Source organism: Chelatococcus sp. KU-N122 (assembly GCF_055391085.1).
On record NZ_AP043981.1, the window covers coordinates 7,305,035 to 7,321,324 of the forward strand.

Genomic DNA, 16,290 nt, shown 5'->3' on the forward strand with positions numbered 1-16,290 from the left:
AACGGGGGATCCGGCTGCGAATGGAAGCAATGCGCTTCGCATATTCTTTGCGCTCGCGTTGCCATACGCGCAAAGCTTCGCTCATTGAGGCAAATTCGCCCCTCTCGACGTATCGGAATTGATCGTTCATCCCTGCGCCTCCCCCACCCGCTCCGCCTCCACCAGATAGCGCAGCGGCCCGGGGGTGACGGCGTCGAGCGGCCAGCACGTCGACAGCACGAGGTGGTGGCCCGGCGCCGCGGCATCGATGCCGGAGGCGTCCCACATCACGACACGCATGCGGGTGACGCGGAAGCGCACGACGGCGCCGTCGCGGCGCGTCACGCGGATCTCGTCACCGGCCGCCAGCTGGCCGAGGAAGGCGAACTGCGTGTCGCGGTGGGCGGCGTAGACGGCAGTGCCGGCTTCGCCCGCCGCGGGCGTGCCGCTGACATGGCCCGGGCCGAAGGCGAGCGCCTGGCCGCTGACGCTCTCCAGCGCGATGGCGCTCTGGCCGAGCCGCGGCACCTCGATGCGCGCCACCGGCCAGGTGTCCATCCAGCGCCACGGCTTCACCGGCTGGCCGCTGGCGAGGGATTGAGCGAAGGCCCGCTTGAGCAACACCTGGGCCAGCGCCGCCTTGGCGTGGATCCACAGGCCCTGCCCGGCAAGCGCCAGCCCCGCCAGGATGAGGGTGGCGGCAAGCGCCACCCTCAGGCTGATGCGGCGCGGAGACGCAAGAGCATTCCGCCTTCGGATGAACATCATCCAATGCCGCAGAAATGCTTCAACTTTTTGAATCTGAAGCGCTTCTCTCGCGATTGGGTGTTTCCACCCAATCGCGAAGCGCTTTAGGGCTGCCACGGCGGTCACGCCAGCCACCGCCGCCAGCCGCCGCTGGCCAGAGCCGCAAGACCCAGGGCCAGCAGAACAAGGCCGGCAATGAGCTTGCGCTCCGCGTCGGTGGCCGTCGTCGGCAGCGCCACGCCCTGGGACGGTGAGGCCACGGCTGCCATGACGGTGGCGCGAGGCGGCAGCGCCTTGCTGGGCCGGGCCGGCCGGCGTGCATCGAAGATGCCGTCCGGATCACCGTGCTCCGCCCGACGCTCGACGGGCTGCTTCCGCGCCGGCTCGGGTTGTTCGCCATCGATTCCGAACACCTTGTCGAAGTCCCAGCCGGCGGGCAGCTCCAGCGGCACGTCGGCGCGGGTCAGCGGCACGTCGAGCGCGCGGCTCGGCGTCTTGTCGACGGCGACCAGGCTGGTCAGGCGCGTCACCAGGTGATGGTCGAGCGCCAGCCTCAGCACCGCCTTGTCCGCCTCGTCCTTGGTCATGCGGTTCATGGTGCGGGCGACTTCGGCGTCGTCGATCTTGCGCCGCGCCCACACCTTGGAGAGGCCGTGGCCGGCCGCCGCCTTGTCGATCGGCAGGCTGACGCTCCAGGGGGCGTCGCCGATGCGGCCGGCGATGGCCAGCGTGCCCGCAGCACCGCCCTTGCCGAGCTTCGCCGCCAGCACCAGCGGCTCGCCGCGATAGAGGTCCGGCACGTCGCCGGGGGTGAGGTCGGCCCCCGCCGTCGAGACGCGCGCCTCGATGTCGGTCACCGTCGGGTTCTCCAGCTTCTGCACCAGCGCCTGCATGCGCTCCTGCACCTGGCCGCCGGTGCTGATCGCCGTGAAGGTGCCGCGGCCGAGCTCGGCGGCGCGCCGCATCAGGTAGCCGTTCGGGGCCGAGCCGATACCGACCATGAACAGCCGCGAGCGGCCGCGCATCTGGGCGATGGCATCGAAGATCTGCTGCTCGTTGCCGATCTCGCCGTCGGTGAGAAAGACCACCTGGCGCAGATAGTTGGTCTCGCCCGGGCGCGTATCGGTCAATGCCGCCTTCATCGGCGCCAGCATCTCGGTGCCGCCAGCGGCATCCAGGCGCGCAACGAACGCCTTGGCCTGATCCAGGTGATCGGCGTCCGCCGGCACCGTATCGTCGAACAGCCGGGTCATGGTGTCGTCGAAGCGGATGACGTTGAAGCGGTCGGCCGGCCGCAGGCGGTCGAGCGCGTAGATCAGGCTGGCCTTGGCCTGCTGCATCGAGGGCCCGCTCATGGAGCCGGAATTGTCGATGACGAAGGTGACGTCGCGCGGCTTGGGCGCCGCGGCCACCGCCGGCGGCGTGACGAAGGCGAGCAGGTAGTCGTCAGCGCCGACGCGCTCGCGGAACAGGCCCACCGAGGGCGCCTTGCTGGCGGCCGGCGTCCAGGTCAGCTCGAAGTCGCGGTCGGCCGGCACCGGGCCCGCCAGGGTGATGGTGCGCGCGTCGGCCGAAGGCTGGTCGACCTTCACCTGGTGCGTGGCGCTCGCCACGTCGGCGAGGGGAAAGCCCGCGGCGAGACGCACCGTCAGGGTAACGGGGTTGCCGGGCGGGTTGTCACGCGGGTCGGCGACCGGCGGCTCGATGCGGGCGCGGTCGGGCACCGGATCGGCGCCCCAGCCGCTGCCGCCGTCGTCGAAGCGGACCTGCTGGGCGACCGGGGCCGGATTGTAACGCGGCGCAACGACGAGAGGCACCCGCAGCGAGAAGCGGCTGTCGGCCTGGCGCACCGGCTCCTGATACTCGATCTGCACGACGACGCTCTCGCCCGGGCCGATGTTGGCGACCGAGTTGGTGAAGATGTTGGGCCGCTCCTGCTCGGTCAGCGCGGCCTTGCGGCCGGCGGCACGGGCCGCCTCGTAGACCTCGCGCGCCTTGGTGCGCTCGGCGATGTCGGCGACGATGACGCGCTTGCCGACGACCATCTTCATGGTATCGACGGCGCCGCCTTCGGGCAGCGGATAGACGTAGACGCCTTCGATCCAGCCGTCGGTCGGATTGCGGAACACCTGCGTGACGCGAGCGCGTGCCGTCGGGCCGCTGACGCTGATGTCCACGTCGGTGTCGACGCGGACGGCCTCAATGTAGCCCTTGCTGGTCTTGATCAACAGTGAGCCGCTGCCGACCGTGTCGGGGCTGGCCGACGGGGCTGCCGGCGGCGGATTGGCGGCTTGCGCGCCATGGCTTGCGGCGAAGAAGGCGACGACGGCAAGACCGGCGGCCGCGGCGGCGGAGGCGAAGCTTGCAAAGCGGAGGGCCTGATACACGACAGACCGGGCGGCCTCCGGGCGCGCTTTCGGGCTGGTGGGGGTGACGAACATGGTCTTTCTCCAGGATGAGCGGGCCTGGGCCTGCTCTCCCGGAATGGTCCGCCCGCAGCCCGATCGGCGCGACGATCATGTTCGGCCTTGTTCGGCAGCGCACCGCCGCAGTCAGCCTTGTCGGTGCACGTTACGTCCGGTTATGTGAGGTTTTGTGCGGTTCGAGGCGGGCATGTCTTCTTCCGACGGCGACTATCCGGAAGCACAGGGGCGCGCCCTGGCGGATGCGGTGCGCGAGGCGCTGGCGCGGCGCCGGATCTCCCGCCAGACCCTGGCCGACCAGGCCAAGATCAGTATCTCCACCCTGGAGAAGGTGCTGTCGGGCCGCCGGCCGTTCACGCTCGCCACGGTGATCCGGCTGGAGGAGGCCTTGGGCATGCGCCTGCGCGACGGTCTCGACCGCACCCAGCCGGACAAACCCGCCACCATCAGCCTGGCGGCGGATGAACTCGGCGCCTATGCGCGCGCCGCGGTGTCGTGGATCGAGGGCAGCTACCTGACGCTCAGACCGTCGTTCGGGCTACGCGGCGCCATCTACGCCTACCTCACCCAGATCTCCTGGGACGACAGATCGTCGTGCCTCACCTTCCGCGAGGCGGAGCGGCTCGATTCCGCCTTCACCCAGGTGGGCTTCGTCTCGATCCCGCACCAGTCCGGCCACATCTACCTGGTGACCAACCGGCACGGCCAGCACCGGCTCGCCATCCTCGGCCGGCCGACCATCGAGGGCGCCATGTACGGCATCCTGACGACGCTGCAGGCCGGCCGCGGCTCGCAGTTGACGCCGGTGGCGGTGCCGCTCGCCCTGGTGCCCCTGGCGCGGCTGACCGGCACCCCCGCCTTCGGCCGCGTCGCCGCCGACGCGCCCTGTCACGACGCCTACCGGCGTCACGTCGAGCGCGTCACCGAAGACATGTTCGCGCTGTTCCTGGAGCGGTGAAGCGCCGCGCCCCGCGGCCGCTGTCGGCGCGGCTCCCGGATTCAGGCGCCGGGCAACCCGCGCACGAACGCCGCCGTCGCCTGGCCGATTTCGTCCGGGCTGTCCTCCTGGATGAAGTGGATGCCCTTCACCGTCACCTCGGTCTGATTGCGCCAGGTGCGGCAGAACTCCCGCGGCCGGCCGGCCAGGATCGAGCCCGGCTCGGCGTTGATGAAGAGCTTGGGGATCGGGCTTTGCGCGAGGAAGCGGCCGTAGGCCTCGACCACCTGTGCGACCGCCGCCGGCTCACCCTCGATCGGAATTTGCCGTGGCCAAGTCAGCGTCGGGCGCCGATCCTCGCCGGCAGTCGCGAACGGGGCGCGATAGACCGCCATTTCCGCCTCGCTCAAGGGCCGCAGCACCGAGCCGGGCAGGACGCGTTCGACGAAGATGTTCTTTTGCAGGATCATGTCCTCGCCGCCGTCGCCGCGGAAGCCCTGGAAGACGCGGCGGGCGTTCTCGGGCCAGTCCGCCCAGGTGACCGGCTGCACGATCGCCTCCATATAGACGATCCCTCGCACCCGATCCGGGTGCTGCCGGGCCCAGTCGAAGCCCAGCGCCGATCCCCAGTCGTGCAGCACCAGCACGACCTTGTCGCCGAGATCGAGCTGGTCCCAGAGCGCGAAGAGATGCTCGCGCTGCTCCTCGTAGGTGTAACGCCCTGGCCCGGAGTCCGGCAGCTTGTCGGAGCCGCCCATGCCGATCAGGTCGCACGCCACCAGGCGCCCGAGCCCCGCGCAATGGGGCATGACGTTGCGCCAGAGGTAGGACGAGGTGGGATTGCCGTGCTGGAAGACGATGGCATCGCCCTCCCCCTCGTCGATATAGGCCATGCGCCGGCCCAGCACCGTCGCGTATTTGGTCTCGCCGAAGCGTTCAGCCGAGATGGGCATGCTCTCCTCCTGCTCTTGGTTCAGGTGTTCAGGCGACACCCTGTGTTGGGCCTGACGACAGCCGCGCCGCGGCGGCGCGGCAGGCCCCGAGAATGGCGTCCGAGAGAGTGGGATCGGTCACGCCCCGCGCCATCGTGAGCCCGCCGATGCACAGCGCCAGGAAGGCGATGGCGTCGTCCTGGCGTGCTGCACCGTCCGCCTCGGGCGGCTCGCACGGCTCGGCGAGCCTGGCGAGCGTCTTGAGCAGCTCGGCCTCGTAGGCCGCCCGCAACGGCTGCTCGCTGCGTGGGATCTCGCTGGCGAGCGCCGAAAAACCGCAGCTCGTGGCCCGATCGTCGCGATGGGTGGGGTTGAGATAGCGCCGCGCCAGCCGCTCGATGCGCTCGGGCCACGTCTCTTTGCGCGACGTCCGGAACCACAGGGGCCGCCCCTCGGTCAGGGCCGCGTGAAATGCCGCCACGAGCAGGTCCTGCTTGCTGGCGAAGTGCGCGTAGAAGGCGCCGTGGGTGAGCCCGGCAGCCGCCATGATCTCGGCGATGGACGCGCCTTCGACGCCGTCATCGCGCAGCCGCGCCGCCGCCACCTCGAGGATGCGGGCGTGGGCGCTCGCTTTGGCGTCTCGTCTGCGCATGCCCCGCGGTCCCCAGGCTGACGTATTGGCTCAGCCATTGAGCCGCATGATGCTCATCATGTCAATTTCGCATGATGCCTATCATGCGAAATTGGCACAGTGCCGGCGGCCATGATCGGGCCACCGGATCCGAACGGAGCTTAAACGCCGCCCGCGGTCCAGCGCGCGGCCAGGGCAGGCAGTTCGGCCAGCGAAGCGATAACGGTATCGGCCGCCTCGCCGCAGGCCTCCTCCTGGGTGCGTAGCGCCTTGAACAGCGTTGCCGGCCCGATAGCGGGATCGTCGGCGAGCGCCTGCCGCAGCGCCTCCGGGCTGACCCGCTCGATGCGCGCCACGCGGAAGCCGAAGCTCTTGGCGCCGCAGACGTCGAAGCCGTTGGACGACACGAACACCACCTCGCCCGGCTGCACGCCCAGTTGCTCCTGTACGACCTCGTAGGCGCGCGGGTCCGGCTTGAATACCCGCTTGGCGTCGACGCTCAACGTCGCGTCCAGGTGCCGGTCGAGGCCGGAGTTGCGTGTCAGCGCCGCCAGCATGGCCGGGCTGCCGTTGGACAGGATGGCGCGGCGATAGCCGGCGAGGCCGAGCAGCGCCGCCTCGGCGTCCGCGTAGGGACGCAAGTTGTTGTAGGCCTCGGCGACGTCATCGAGCAGGCGCTCCTGCGGATCGAGCCCGAGGGCGGCAAGGGTGTAGGACAGTGCCTCACGCGTCACCGTCCAGAAATCCTCGTAGCGGCCCATCATCGAGCGCAGCCAGCTGTATTCGAGCTGCTTCATGCGCCAGACCTGGGTGATGGTGTCGCCATGGCCGGGGAACGCCGCGTCGGTCAGCGCGGCGACCGACTGCACGTCGTAGAGCGTCCCGTAGGCATCGAAGACGAAGGCCTTGATCATTGTCCACTCCATGGCTCACGCGGCCATCGGATCCGATGATCACATCCGATCGGCAGATGTTCCAGCGATGCCGCGCAGGACGATCGCCAGGTACTGATCGACCACCTGCGCCAGCGGCGCTGCCCCCTCCGCGTCGAACCAGCGCCCGAGCCCGTTGAACGCGTCGAACATGGCGATCGACGCGGCGCGCGCATCGCACGGCCGGACCGACCCGTCGCCGATACCGTCCCTGATCATCCCGCGCACCGCGAGATTGAGCGCGCGCCGTCCGGAAAGGTGCGCCTCGCGCAGTGGCGGGGCAAGATCGCGCGGCTCGGTCAGCACCAGGCACCGACCGAAGTCCTGGCAGATGACATCGGCGTAGATCCGGAAGAAGCGAACGAGCCGATCGAGACCGCTGAGCTCTGCATCGTCGGCGCCGTCGAGCACGCCCTGCAGGGCATCGGCCGCCATCTGGCCGCAGGTGAACAGCAGCTCCTCCTTGCTCTCGGCGTAGTAGTAGAGCGCCGGCTTGGTCACGCCGAGCTCCTCGGCCACGTGGTCGAGCGTCGCGGCGTGGTAGCCGAGCCTGCTGAAGGTCCGGGCGGCGGCGCGCAGCACCTCGAGCTTGCGCTGCTCGTAGCGCGGGCTCGCCGCCGCCTTCCCTCTCGGTCGTCCTGCCATTGCGCCTCCAACACGCGTGCCCGCGCCCCTCATAGTGCGGCCGGAGCCCGCCGCGAAAGCGCTTGACTCTCGCGCACACCGGGATTTTATTCTACTTACCAGAAAGTAGAAATATGGGAAACGCCCTGTGGCAGAGACCGAGTCACCTTGGATGACGGAGGAGCTGCGCATTCTGCGCGAGCAGGTGCGGCGGTTCGTCGAACGCGAGCTCGTGCCGCACAGCGAGCGCTGGGAGCGTGAGGGCGTCGTCGACCGCAGTGCCTGGCGGCGGGCCGGGGCGGCCGGCGTGCTCTGCGCCAGCATCCCGGAAGCCTACGGCGGCGGCGGTGGCACCCGCGCCCATGACGTCGTCATCCTGGAGGAGCTCGGCCGGGCCGGCCTCGCCGGCGGCTTCGGCACCGGCAATGGCGTTCATTCCAACATCGTGGCTCATTACATCTTTGCCTACGGCACCGAGGCGCAGAAGTGCCGGTGGCTGCCCGGCATGGCGACGGGCGAGCTCATCGGTGCCATCGCCATGACCGAGCCGGGCACCGGCTCCGACCTCCAGGCCGTGCGCACGACGGCCCGCCGCGACGGCGACGCCTATGTCGTCAACGGGCAGAAGACCTTCATCAGCAACGGGCAGAATGCTGACCTCATCCTCGTCGTCGCCAAGACCGATCCCTCGGCCGGCGCCAGAGGCGTATCGCTGGTCGCCGTCGAAGCGGATCGCGCGCCGGGGTTCCGTCGTGGCCGTAACCTCGAGAAGATCGGCATGCACGCGCAGGATACGTCCGAGCTGTTCTTCGACGACGTGCGCGTGCCGGCGGACAACCTGCTCGGCGAGGTCGAGGGAGAGGGCTTCAAGCAGCTCATGGTGCAGCTCGCCTGGGAGCGGCTGTCCTGCGCCTTCGGCGCCGTCGTCGCCATGGAGCGCGCGGTCGAGCTCACCTCCGCCTACGTGAAGGAGCGCCAGGCCTTCGGCCAGCCACTGATGAGCTTCCAGAACACGCAGCTCAAGCTCGCCGAAGCCAAGACGCAGGCGGTGATCGCGCGAACCTTCGTCGATGAGCTGATGGTCCGCCTGCTCGCCGGCGGGCTCGATCCGACGGTGGCGGCCATGGCGAAGTGGTGGACCACGGATACGCAATGCCGTGTCGTCGACGAATGCCTGCAGCTCTTCGGCGGCTACGGCTACATGACCGAATATCCGATCGCGCGCCTGTACGCCGATGCCCGCGTCCAGAAGATCTACGCTGGAACCAACGAAGTGATGAAGCTTCTGATCGCGCGCACACTGTAGCAGCGTAACCGATCATCTCAACCAGACAGGAGCAGAGCATGTCGAACGAAGTCAGAGTTGCCGGCGTCGGGATGATTCCCTTCACCAAGCCCGGTGCCAGCGAGGCCTACAACATCATGGGCGAGAAGGCCGCCGCGGCCGCCTTCAAGGACGCGGGCCTGCCCTATGACGCGGTCGAGCAGGTCTACGTCGGCTACGTCTACGGCGACTCGACCGCCGGTCAATCCGCCGTCTATCGGCTCGGCCTGTCGGGCGTGCCGATCATCAACGTCAACAACAATTGCTCGACCGGCTCCTCGGCGCTGTTCCTCGCCCGCCAGGCGGTCGAAACCGGCGCCGTGGAATGCGCGCTGGCGTTGGGCTTCGAGGAGATGCGGCCGGGCGCTCTCGGCTCGATCTTCACCGACCGGCCGAACCCGATGGAGCGTTTCTCCAGCGAGATGGTGGAGCTGCAAGGCTTCGACAAGCAGGCCCCGGGTGCGGCTCAGTTCTTCGGCGGCGCCGGCCAGGAATACGCCAAGAAATATGACACACGGCGTGAGACCTTCGCCAAAATCTCGTCCAAGGCACGTGCCCACGCCGCGCATAATCCCTTCGCCATCTTCAAGGATCCGCTGTCGGTCGAAGAGGTGCTCGGCTCGCCGCACATCTTTGGCCCGCTGACGCGCTACCAGTGCTGCCCCCCCACCTGCGGCGCCGCTGCAGCGATCGTCTGCACGCCCGCCTTCGCCAAGCGGCACGGCATCGATGCCGGCATCGTCATCAAGGGGCAGGCGATGACCACCGACGGCCCGAGCACCTTCGGCGATCATTCCATGATCAAGCTCATCGGCTACGACATGGCTAAGGAGGCGGCCCGCCGCGTCTACGAGAAGGCGGGCGTCGGCCCCGACGACGTGCAGGTGGTCGAGCTGCACGACTGCTTCACCGCCAACGAACTGCTGACCTACGAGGCCCTCGGTCTGACGCCGGAAGGCACGGCGGAAAAGTTCATCTGGGACGGTGACAACACCTACGGCGGCAAGTACGTGACCAATCCGTCCGGCGGCCTGCTCTCCAAGGGCCACCCGCTCGGCGCCACCGGGCTTGCCCAATGCGCGGAACTGGTCTGGCAACTCCGCGGACAGGCCGACAAGCGCCAGGTCGAGGGTGTGACGCACGCCCTGCAGCACAACCTCGGCCTCGGCGGCGCCTGCGTCGTCACCCTCTACGGGCGGGCCTGACGCCATGCTCGACCCATCCTTCATCGGCACCACCACGAAGCCGCGCTCGGTCGAGGTGGAGAAGGGCCAGCTCCGGTTCTTCGCCAAGGCGACCGGCGAGAGCAATCCGGTCTACTTCGACGAGGCGGCGGCCACGGCCGCCGGCCACCCGACGCTGCCGGCGCCGCCCACCTTCCTGTTCTGCCTCGCGAGCCTCGCGCCTGACACGGAGAACATCCTGGGCAAGCTCGGCATCAACATCGGCCGGATCCTGCACGGCGAGCAGTGGTTCACGCCCGGGAAGGCGATCTATGCGGGCGACACCATCACGCTGACGACGCGGGTGGTCGACATGTACGACAAGAAGGGCGGCGCACTTGACTTCATCGTCCAGGACACCGACGCCACCAACCAGAACGGCGAAAGCGTCGGCAGCATGCGCGGCGTCATCGTCGTCAGGAACGGGTGAGGCCCGCCATGACCATCATGTTTGACAGCGTGAACGTCGGCGACGCACTGCCCGTGCACACGAGCGCCCCGATTACCCGCCACACGCTGGCCTTGTATGGCGGCGCCTCCGGCGACCACAACCCGATCCATGTGGATAGCGACTTCGCCAAGTCGTTCGGCATGCCCGACGTCTTCGCCCACGGCATGCTCTCCATGGCGTTCCTGGCGCAGTTGCTGACCAAGTGGGTGCCCCAGGAGCAGATCCGGCACTGGGGCGTGCGGTTCACCTCGATCACGCCGATCCACGTCAAGGTGCAATGCACGGGCAAGGTCGTCGAGAAATTCGAGGAAGACGGCGAGAAGCGCGTCCGCCTCGCGATCTCGGCTGTCACCGACAAGGGCCAGCAGACGCTGGCAGGCGACGCCATCGTGGCGCTGCCGTAACGGCGTTAGCGTCGGCGGTGCCGCTGCGTACCCGCGCCCCGCTTGCGGGGAGAGGGCAGGGTGAGGGGGCCTCGCCGCCTAGCGCGATCGGCCTCGAGTCTTCTCCTGAAGCCCCCTCACCCGGCTTGCGCTGACGCGCAAGCCCACCTCTCCAAGAAGGATGCGGCTTGCCGCATTCTTCAGCCCTCAAAGTGCGCAAGTCGGATAGATCCGACTTGCGTCGTAGCGGGGCGAGGTGGGCGCTGTCTCGTCGGATCGACAAATACTTCGATAGAAGGAAACAGGGGAAAACATGTCCAAGCTCAAAGGCAAGGTTGCCATTATCTCCGGCTCCGGCCGCGGCATCGGGCGGGCGCTGGCGCTGAAGCTCGCTTCCGAAGGGGCGAGCGTCGTCGTCAATGATCTCGATGCGGAGCCGGCGGCCGAAGTCGTCGACACCATCAAGCGGGCGGGGGGCGAGGCCGTCGCCTGCGTCGGCAGCGTCGTGGCGCCGGGCTTTGCCGACACCTTCGTGGGGACGGCGATGGACAAGTTCGGCGGCCTCGACATCATCGTCAACAACGCCGGCTATACTTGGGACAGCGTCATCCAGAAGATGACCGACGAACAATTCCAGGCAATGGTCGACGTGCATCTGGCCGCGCCCTTCCGCATCCTGCGCGCTGCGGCCGAGCCGATCCGCCTCCTGTCGAAGAAAGAGGCCCAGGAGGGCAAGGAGGTGTTCCGCAAGGTCGTGAACATCTCGTCCATGGCCGGCACCAACGGCAACGCCGGCCAGGCCAACTATTCGTCGGCCAAGGCGGCCCTGGTGGGCCTCACCAAGACGCTCGCCAAGGAATGGGGCCGCTATAAGGTCAACGTCAATTGCGTGGCCTACGGCTTCATCGACACGCGGCTGACGCAAGCGATGGAGAACGACGGAACCCGGGTCACCATCGAAGGCCGCAAGCTGCAGGTGGGCGTGCCCGAGGCGACGCGGCAGGCGTTGCCGCGCCTGGTCCCGCTCGGCCGCGCCGGCACGCCGGAGGAAGCGGCGGGCGCCGTGTACCTGTTCTGCATTCCCGAGAGCAACTACGTCAGCGGTGAGGTCTTGCTCGTCGGCGGTGGCATCAGCGTTTAGTTGACGCAATATCTACGGCGTCATGACCGGGCTTGACCCGGCCATGACGCGCGGTGGACGCGGCGCTTACTTGCCTGCGCGTAAGACGCGGACAAGTACGTCGGTACAACTTCCAAATACAAACAACATCCTGCCCGGGGAGGGGCGCTTCCATGTATCTGACGCAGGGGCTGCACCGCTCGGTGCAGGTCAACCGCAATGGCGTCGCCACCGTCTTCGGCGAGCGGCGGCGCAGCTGGGGGGAGCTCAAGGACCGGGTGGCGCGCCTTGGCGCCAGCCTCGTATCGCTGGGGCTCCGACGCGGCGACCGGGTGGCGGTGATCGCCCTCAACAGCGACCGCTACATCGAGACCTACTATGCCGTTGCCTGGGCCGGCGGCGTCGTCGTGCCGGGCAACACCCGCTGGGCGTTGCAGGAACATATCTATTCCTTGCAGGACAGCGGCGCCCGCCTGTTGCTGGTCGACCGGACCTTTGCCGACCTTGCCGCCCCCCTCGCCGCCGCCTGCCCGCTCGCGGCGACCCTCTTCCTCGACGATGATCCGGTGCCGGACGGTCTCGTCGGCGCCGAGGCGCTCATCGCCCGGACGGCGCCGATGGCCGACGCCTGCGGCACGGACGACGAGCTTGCAGGCCTGTTCTACACGGGCGGCACCACCGGCCGCCCGAAGGGCGTGATGCTGTCGCACCGCAACCTCATCTCCAACGCGATCAGCGCCGCCGCCATGGCGCCCTATCACGACGATCCCGTCTTCCTGCACTCGCCGCCCATGTTCCATCTGGCGGACGCCGCCTGCATCATCTCCGTCACCATGACGGGCGGCACCCACGCCGTCGTGCCTTTCTTCACGCCGGAGAGCGTGGTGCAGGCGATCGAGAGGGAGCGCGTGACGGCGGTCGTGCTGGTCCCGACCATGATCGCCATGCTGCGCGACCATGTCGCCCTGCATCCGGCGGACCTGTCCTCGGTCCGGCGCGTCGTCTACGGCGCCTCGCCGATCTCCGAGACGCTGCTGCGCCAGGCCATGGAGATGTTTCCCAACGCCAGTTTCTACCAGGGCTACGGCCAGACCGAGCTGTCGCCCGCCGCGACCATGCTCGAGCCGCGGTTTCACCGGCCGGCCAAGAACGGCAAGTCCTATCTGCGCTCGGCCGGCCGGGCGCTCTACGATGTCGACGTGCGCATCGTCGGCCCCGACATGGCGGAGCTGCCGCTGGGCGAGGTCGGCGAGATCGCCGCGCGCGGCCCGGGCTCCATGCTCGGTTATTGGAACCAGCCGGAGCTCACGCGCCAGACCCTGATCGATGGCTGGGTCCGCACCGGCGATGCCGGCTACATGGACGAGGAGGGCTTCGTCTATCTGGTCGATCGACTGAAGGACATGATCGTCTCGGGCGGCGAGAACGTCTTCTCGGCCGAGGTGGAGAACGCGCTCGCGGCCCACGCCGCCATGTCCCAGTGCGCCGTGATCGGCGTGCCCGATCCCAAGTGGGGCGAGCGCGTTCACGCCATCGTCGTGCTCAAGGACGGAGCCGCCGCGGACCAGGACGAGCTCATCGCGCACTGCCGCGGGCTCATCGCGGGGTACAAATGCCCACGCTCGGTCGAGATCCGCACCGAGCCCCTGCCGCTCTCGGGCGCCGGCAAGGTCCAGAAGAACGAGCTGCGCAAGCCCTATTGGGAAGGGCAGGAGCGGCTCGTCAACTGAGCGGCCCGCTATCGTCCTCGCGCGCACGCTCGGCCGGCGCCGTCGAAAGGGCGGCGGCCGGGCGGCCGCGGGCGGTGATGCGATAGACCGCTGCCGGCGGCATGTTCAGCATGGCCCGGCCGACGAAGGTGGCCTTGAGGCCGAGCCGGTCGAGCACCGGCCGGGGCACCGGGCAGCGCGGCCCGTAGGTGAACTGATAGAACGCGCCGCGCGGCCTGATATAGCCGAATGCGCCGGTGAGGATCGCGACGATCTTGCGGAGGCCCAGGTTGAGCAGCGGCAGGCCGCTGACGACGGCGCCCACGGGGGCACCGGCATAGAGCGCCGGTTGCGCGAGGCGGCCTGCGTCCATCCACAGCACCCGGGCCGCCGGGAAGCGCTGTTCCAGCATGCGCGCGAAGTCGGAGCCGTACTCGACCAGCGTCAACTGGTCCTCGCGGACGCCGCGGGCGAGGATGGCACGGGTGAACACGCCGGTGCCAGGGCCGAGTTCCAGCACCGGGCCGGAATGGGGGCCTATGTCACGCGTGATCAGATCGGCAAGTGCGGAGCCGGAGGGCGCGATGGCGCCGATGCGAAGCGGATCGGCGGTCCAGGCGCGCAGAAAGTTGAACGAATCGGGTGTGGTGCTGTGGGCCATGTCGAGGGGAGGTTCCTTGCATCGCCGCGATCGCGTGCCCTCTCCCACGGGAAGGATGACGCGCTGCCGATCGCGGCTTGTTCCATCTCTGCGGCGCGCGGATTGCGCGAGCATTGCGCCGCCGTGTCGGTCTATGCGGCGGCCACCGGCAGCGTGATCCTGAACCGGGCACCGCCGTTCAGCCCGTCGAGCACGTCGATCGAGCCGCGATGCAGCCGCACGATCTCGCGCACGAGATGCAGCCCCAGGCCGGCGCCGCGCTGGCGCGGCTTGAGCCGCTGGAACGGCTCGAAGATGCGGGCCCGGTCAGGCTCGGGGATGCCGGTTCCCTCGTCCGCCACCTCCATGACGCCGTTGCCCGCCACCCGCACGGTGATGGTGCCGCGCCGGCCGGCATGCTCGATGGCGTTCTGTACGAGATTGGTCAGCACCCGCTCCAGCGAGTGCCGGTCGCCGAGCACCCGGGCTGGCGCCGCCTCGGCCTCGAAGGACATGTCGAAGCCCGCCGCGATGGCGAGCGGCGCCAGGTCCGCCGCCACCTGCCGGCCAAGCTCGACCAGGTCGACGGCGGCGAAGCGCGAGGGATGCGGCTCGACCCGCTGGAGGTCGAGCAGTTGGTCGGCCAGCGTCGACAGCCGGGCCACGTCGGTGAGCAGCCGCGTCCGCTCGGGGCCGTCGGGCAGCGCCTCCAGGCGGGTGCTCAGGATGGCGATGGGCGTGCGCAGCTCGTGCGCCGCATCGGCGAGGAAGCGCTGGCGCCGCTCGTAGCCTTCGTCGAGGCGGCCGAGGGCGTCGTTGACCGCATTCACCAGGGTGATCACCTCGGCCGGCACGTCGCGCAGGGGCAGGCGCGCGCCACGCTCGTCGGCATCGATGCGCGCCGCCCCCGCCGCAACCTGGTCCAGCCCGGCAAACGCCCGTCGCACCACGAAGGGCGTGGCGATCACCGTCGCCGCCGTCATCAGCGCCAGCGTCGGCAGGATGACGGTGATGAAGATCACGAAGGCGGCCCAGGCGATCTGCCTGAGAGTGACCTCCCCGCCTGGACCGGTCAGCACCTGGACGTCGCCCGCAGCCGCCGTCCTGATCCATTTGAGTCGCCCGGTCGGCCGGGCCGGATCGCCGAGGTTCCAGCCGAGCCGCGCCTGGCCGATGCCGTCGAGCGCCGCGCCGACGTCGGCGAATTCCGGCGGCACGGCGCCTTCGCTGATCGATCGGCCGCTGTGGTCGCGGACGGCGAACCACAGACCAGGGGCATCGCGCCGCAACTGCATCAGCTCCGGCGTGGGGCGCAGGACGAGGCCGCCGTCGTCGCCGCGCGCCACGGCACGGCCGACCGCGGCGATGACCGCATCCTCCGATTCCAGGTGAACGAGGTAGCCGCAGGCCCATAGGGCGGCCAGGATCGTCGCCATGAAAGCAACGAGGATGGCGGCCTGCAGCGCCGTCAGGCGCGACACGAGGCGCCACTTGAGCGAGCAGGTGGCCTCGTGGCTCATGCGGCGCGCAACAGGTAGCCGACGCCGCGGATGCCGTGGATCTCCACGCCGGCGTCGGCCTCCGCCAGCTTGCGTCGCAGCCGCGAGACGTGGGCATCGAGCGCGTTCGATTGCACTTCGTCGCTGAAGCCGTAGACGCCATCCTCCAGGGCCGAGCGCATGACCGTGCGGCCTGCGCGCCGCACCAGCGTCTCCAGCACCAGGAGCTCGCGCCGCGGCAGATCCAGGCGCTGCCCGTCGACGCTCGCCTCGCGGCTGTCCTGGTCGAACGACAGCTGCCCGACCTGGACAACGCGCGCCGCGACGGCGCCCGGCCGGCGCAGCACCGCGCGCAGCCGGGCCAGCAGCTCCTCCACCGCGAACGGCTTGGCGATGTAGTCGTCGGCGCCGGCATCGAGCCCGGCGACCCGGTCCGGCGTGTCGCCGCGGGCGGTCAGCACGATCACCGGCGCGCTCCCGACACCGCCTTGGCCGCGCAGCTTGGGCAGCAGCGCCAGGCCGTCGCCGTCAGGCAGCTGCCGGTCGAGCAGCACGGCGTCGTGCAGCGGATCGGCTAGCGCCTCCTCCGCCTCGGCCAGCGTCGCCACGTGGTCGAGCACGATGTCGTGCCGTTGCAGCACGGCGCGAAGCGCTTCTGCCATCTCGGGCTCGTCTTCGACCAGGAGGATGCGCAAGCGGACGAGTCCTTCGCACGACTGAGGATAAACGGCCCCGC

The 16,290-nt window shown here is 69.2% G+C and carries 16 protein-coding genes; 7 read left to right on the plus strand and 9 right to left on the minus strand.

All coding sequences use genetic code 11. The features are described 5' to 3' along the window. Window positions 1-126 precede the first annotated feature (126 nt). On the minus strand, window positions 127-747 hold the full coding sequence (locus tag ACZ5PO_RS33025; protein WP_464186885.1) for a class GN sortase: 621 nt from the start codon (window positions 745-747) through the stop codon (window positions 127-129). Window positions 748-848: 101 nt separating this feature from the next. Further along, a complete protein-coding gene (locus tag ACZ5PO_RS33030; RefSeq protein ID WP_464186886.1) occupies window positions 849-3,167 on the minus strand; it encodes a marine proteobacterial sortase target protein in 2,319 nt (772 codons plus the stop codon). Window positions 3,168-3,339: 172 nt separating this feature from the next. Here ACZ5PO_RS33030 and ACZ5PO_RS33035 point away from each other — a divergent pair, with 172 nt between their 5' ends. Next, the gene (locus ACZ5PO_RS33035; protein ID WP_464186887.1) at window positions 3,340-4,107 is read left to right on the plus strand and encodes a helix-turn-helix domain-containing protein; all 768 of its coding nucleotides are present in this window, start codon (window positions 3,340-3,342) and stop codon (window positions 4,105-4,107) included. Window positions 4,108-4,148: 41 nt separating this feature from the next. On the opposite strand, the gene ACZ5PO_RS33040 is transcribed toward ACZ5PO_RS33035, so the two are convergent. From ACZ5PO_RS33040 to ACZ5PO_RS33055, 4 genes are all read right to left on the minus strand, one after another. Then, window positions 4,149-5,039: a haloalkane dehalogenase gene (locus ACZ5PO_RS33040; protein ID WP_464186889.1), complete on the minus strand. Its 891-nt coding sequence runs from the start codon at window positions 5,037-5,039 to the stop codon at window positions 4,149-4,151. A 28-nt stretch (window positions 5,040-5,067) separates the two neighbouring features. Then, window positions 5,068-5,670, minus strand: coding sequence for a TetR/AcrR family transcriptional regulator (locus ACZ5PO_RS33045; RefSeq protein WP_464186891.1), 603 nt, complete (start codon window positions 5,668-5,670; stop codon window positions 5,068-5,070). A gap of 140 nt (window positions 5,671-5,810) precedes the next feature. Then, window positions 5,811-6,563 carry a haloacid dehalogenase type II gene (locus tag ACZ5PO_RS33050; RefSeq protein WP_464186892.1) on the minus strand — a complete coding sequence of 251 codons (753 nt, stop codon included), beginning with the start codon at window positions 6,561-6,563 and terminating at the stop codon, window positions 5,811-5,813. 39 nt (window positions 6,564-6,602) lie between these two features. Beyond that, window positions 6,603-7,226 (minus strand): TetR/AcrR family transcriptional regulator, encoded by a 624-nt coding sequence (locus ACZ5PO_RS33055; RefSeq protein ID WP_464186893.1) that lies wholly within the window; start codon window positions 7,224-7,226, stop codon window positions 6,603-6,605. 151 nt (window positions 7,227-7,377) lie between these two features. Here ACZ5PO_RS33055 and ACZ5PO_RS33060 point away from each other — a divergent pair, with 151 nt between their 5' ends. The 6 genes from ACZ5PO_RS33060 to ACZ5PO_RS33085 all read left to right on the plus strand — a co-directional run bounded on the left by ACZ5PO_RS33060 (window position 7,378) and on the right by ACZ5PO_RS33085 (window position 13,436). Continuing rightward, complete coding sequence (locus ACZ5PO_RS33060) at window positions 7,378-8,511, plus strand: acyl-CoA dehydrogenase family protein (RefSeq protein WP_464186894.1); 1,134 nt, start codon at window positions 7,378-7,380, stop codon at window positions 8,509-8,511. Between the two features lie 38 nt (window positions 8,512-8,549). Then, a complete protein-coding gene (locus ACZ5PO_RS33065) occupies window positions 8,550-9,734 on the plus strand; it encodes a lipid-transfer protein (RefSeq protein ID WP_464186896.1) in 1,185 nt (394 codons plus the stop codon). Window positions 9,735-9,738: 4 nt separating this feature from the next. Beyond that, window positions 9,739-10,182, plus strand: a complete 444-nt coding sequence (locus ACZ5PO_RS33070; protein ID WP_464186898.1) for a MaoC family dehydratase N-terminal domain-containing protein — start codon at window positions 9,739-9,741, stop codon at window positions 10,180-10,182. Window positions 10,183-10,190: 8 nt separating this feature from the next. After that, window positions 10,191-10,607, plus strand: a complete 417-nt coding sequence (locus ACZ5PO_RS33075) for a MaoC family dehydratase (RefSeq protein WP_464186899.1) — start codon at window positions 10,191-10,193, stop codon at window positions 10,605-10,607. Between the two features lie 292 nt (window positions 10,608-10,899). Beyond that, window positions 10,900-11,727: an SDR family NAD(P)-dependent oxidoreductase gene (locus ACZ5PO_RS33080; protein WP_464186901.1), complete on the plus strand. Its 828-nt coding sequence runs from the start codon at window positions 10,900-10,902 to the stop codon at window positions 11,725-11,727. A 152-nt stretch (window positions 11,728-11,879) separates the two neighbouring features. Next, window positions 11,880-13,436, plus strand: a complete 1,557-nt coding sequence (locus ACZ5PO_RS33085; RefSeq protein WP_464186903.1) for a class I adenylate-forming enzyme family protein — start codon at window positions 11,880-11,882, stop codon at window positions 13,434-13,436. Here ACZ5PO_RS33085 and ACZ5PO_RS33090 read toward each other — a convergent pair. The 3 genes from ACZ5PO_RS33090 to ACZ5PO_RS33100 form a co-directional block, all read right to left on the minus strand. Then, window positions 13,429-14,076, minus strand: a complete 648-nt coding sequence (locus ACZ5PO_RS33090) for a class I SAM-dependent methyltransferase (protein WP_464186904.1) — start codon at window positions 14,074-14,076, stop codon at window positions 13,429-13,431. The two genes, ACZ5PO_RS33085 and ACZ5PO_RS33090, sit on opposite strands and share 8 nt — an antisense overlap. A 131-nt stretch (window positions 14,077-14,207) precedes the next feature. Further along, complete coding sequence (locus tag ACZ5PO_RS33095; protein ID WP_464186905.1) at window positions 14,208-15,575, minus strand: sensor histidine kinase; 1,368 nt, start codon at window positions 15,573-15,575, stop codon at window positions 14,208-14,210. Beyond that, window positions 15,572-16,249 (minus strand): response regulator transcription factor, encoded by a 678-nt coding sequence (locus tag ACZ5PO_RS33100; protein WP_464186906.1) that lies wholly within the window; start codon window positions 16,247-16,249, stop codon window positions 15,572-15,574. The genes ACZ5PO_RS33095 and ACZ5PO_RS33100 overlap by 4 nt, the downstream gene beginning before the upstream one ends. Between the last annotated feature and the right edge of the window lie 41 nt (window positions 16,250-16,290).

What these genes read in the sequence shown, in the direction of transcription:
- ACZ5PO_RS33025 (WP_464186885.1), bottom strand. Translation starts at nt 747, where the DNA reads ATGATGTTCATCCGAAGGCGGAATGCTCTTGCGTCTCCGCGCCGCATC.
- ACZ5PO_RS33030 (WP_464186886.1), bottom strand. Translation starts at nt 3,167, where the DNA reads ATGTTCGTCACCCCCACCAGCCCGAAAGCGCGCCCGGAGGCCGCCCGG.
- ACZ5PO_RS33035 (WP_464186887.1), top strand. Translation starts at nt 3,340, where the DNA reads ATGTCTTCTTCCGACGGCGACTATCCGGAAGCACAGGGGCGCGCCCTG.
- ACZ5PO_RS33040 (WP_464186889.1), bottom strand. Translation starts at nt 5,039, where the DNA reads ATGCCCATCTCGGCTGAACGCTTCGGCGAGACCAAATACGCGACGGTG.
- ACZ5PO_RS33045 (WP_464186891.1), bottom strand. Translation starts at nt 5,670, where the DNA reads ATGCGCAGACGAGACGCCAAAGCGAGCGCCCACGCCCGCATCCTCGAG.
- ACZ5PO_RS33050 (WP_464186892.1), bottom strand. Translation starts at nt 6,563, where the DNA reads ATGATCAAGGCCTTCGTCTTCGATGCCTACGGGACGCTCTACGACGTG.
- ACZ5PO_RS33055 (WP_464186893.1), bottom strand. Translation starts at nt 7,226, where the DNA reads ATGGCAGGACGACCGAGAGGGAAGGCGGCGGCGAGCCCGCGCTACGAG.
- ACZ5PO_RS33060 (WP_464186894.1), top strand. Translation starts at nt 7,378, where the DNA reads ATGACGGAGGAGCTGCGCATTCTGCGCGAGCAGGTGCGGCGGTTCGTC.
- ACZ5PO_RS33065 (WP_464186896.1), top strand. Translation starts at nt 8,550, where the DNA reads ATGTCGAACGAAGTCAGAGTTGCCGGCGTCGGGATGATTCCCTTCACC.
- ACZ5PO_RS33070 (WP_464186898.1), top strand. Translation starts at nt 9,739, where the DNA reads ATGCTCGACCCATCCTTCATCGGCACCACCACGAAGCCGCGCTCGGTC.
- ACZ5PO_RS33075 (WP_464186899.1), top strand. Translation starts at nt 10,191, where the DNA reads ATGACCATCATGTTTGACAGCGTGAACGTCGGCGACGCACTGCCCGTG.
- ACZ5PO_RS33080 (WP_464186901.1), top strand. Translation starts at nt 10,900, where the DNA reads ATGTCCAAGCTCAAAGGCAAGGTTGCCATTATCTCCGGCTCCGGCCGC.
- ACZ5PO_RS33085 (WP_464186903.1), top strand. Translation starts at nt 11,880, where the DNA reads ATGTATCTGACGCAGGGGCTGCACCGCTCGGTGCAGGTCAACCGCAAT.
- ACZ5PO_RS33090 (WP_464186904.1), bottom strand. Translation starts at nt 14,076, where the DNA reads ATGGCCCACAGCACCACACCCGATTCGTTCAACTTTCTGCGCGCCTGG.
- ACZ5PO_RS33095 (WP_464186905.1), bottom strand. Translation starts at nt 15,575, where the DNA reads ATGAGCCACGAGGCCACCTGCTCGCTCAAGTGGCGCCTCGTGTCGCGC.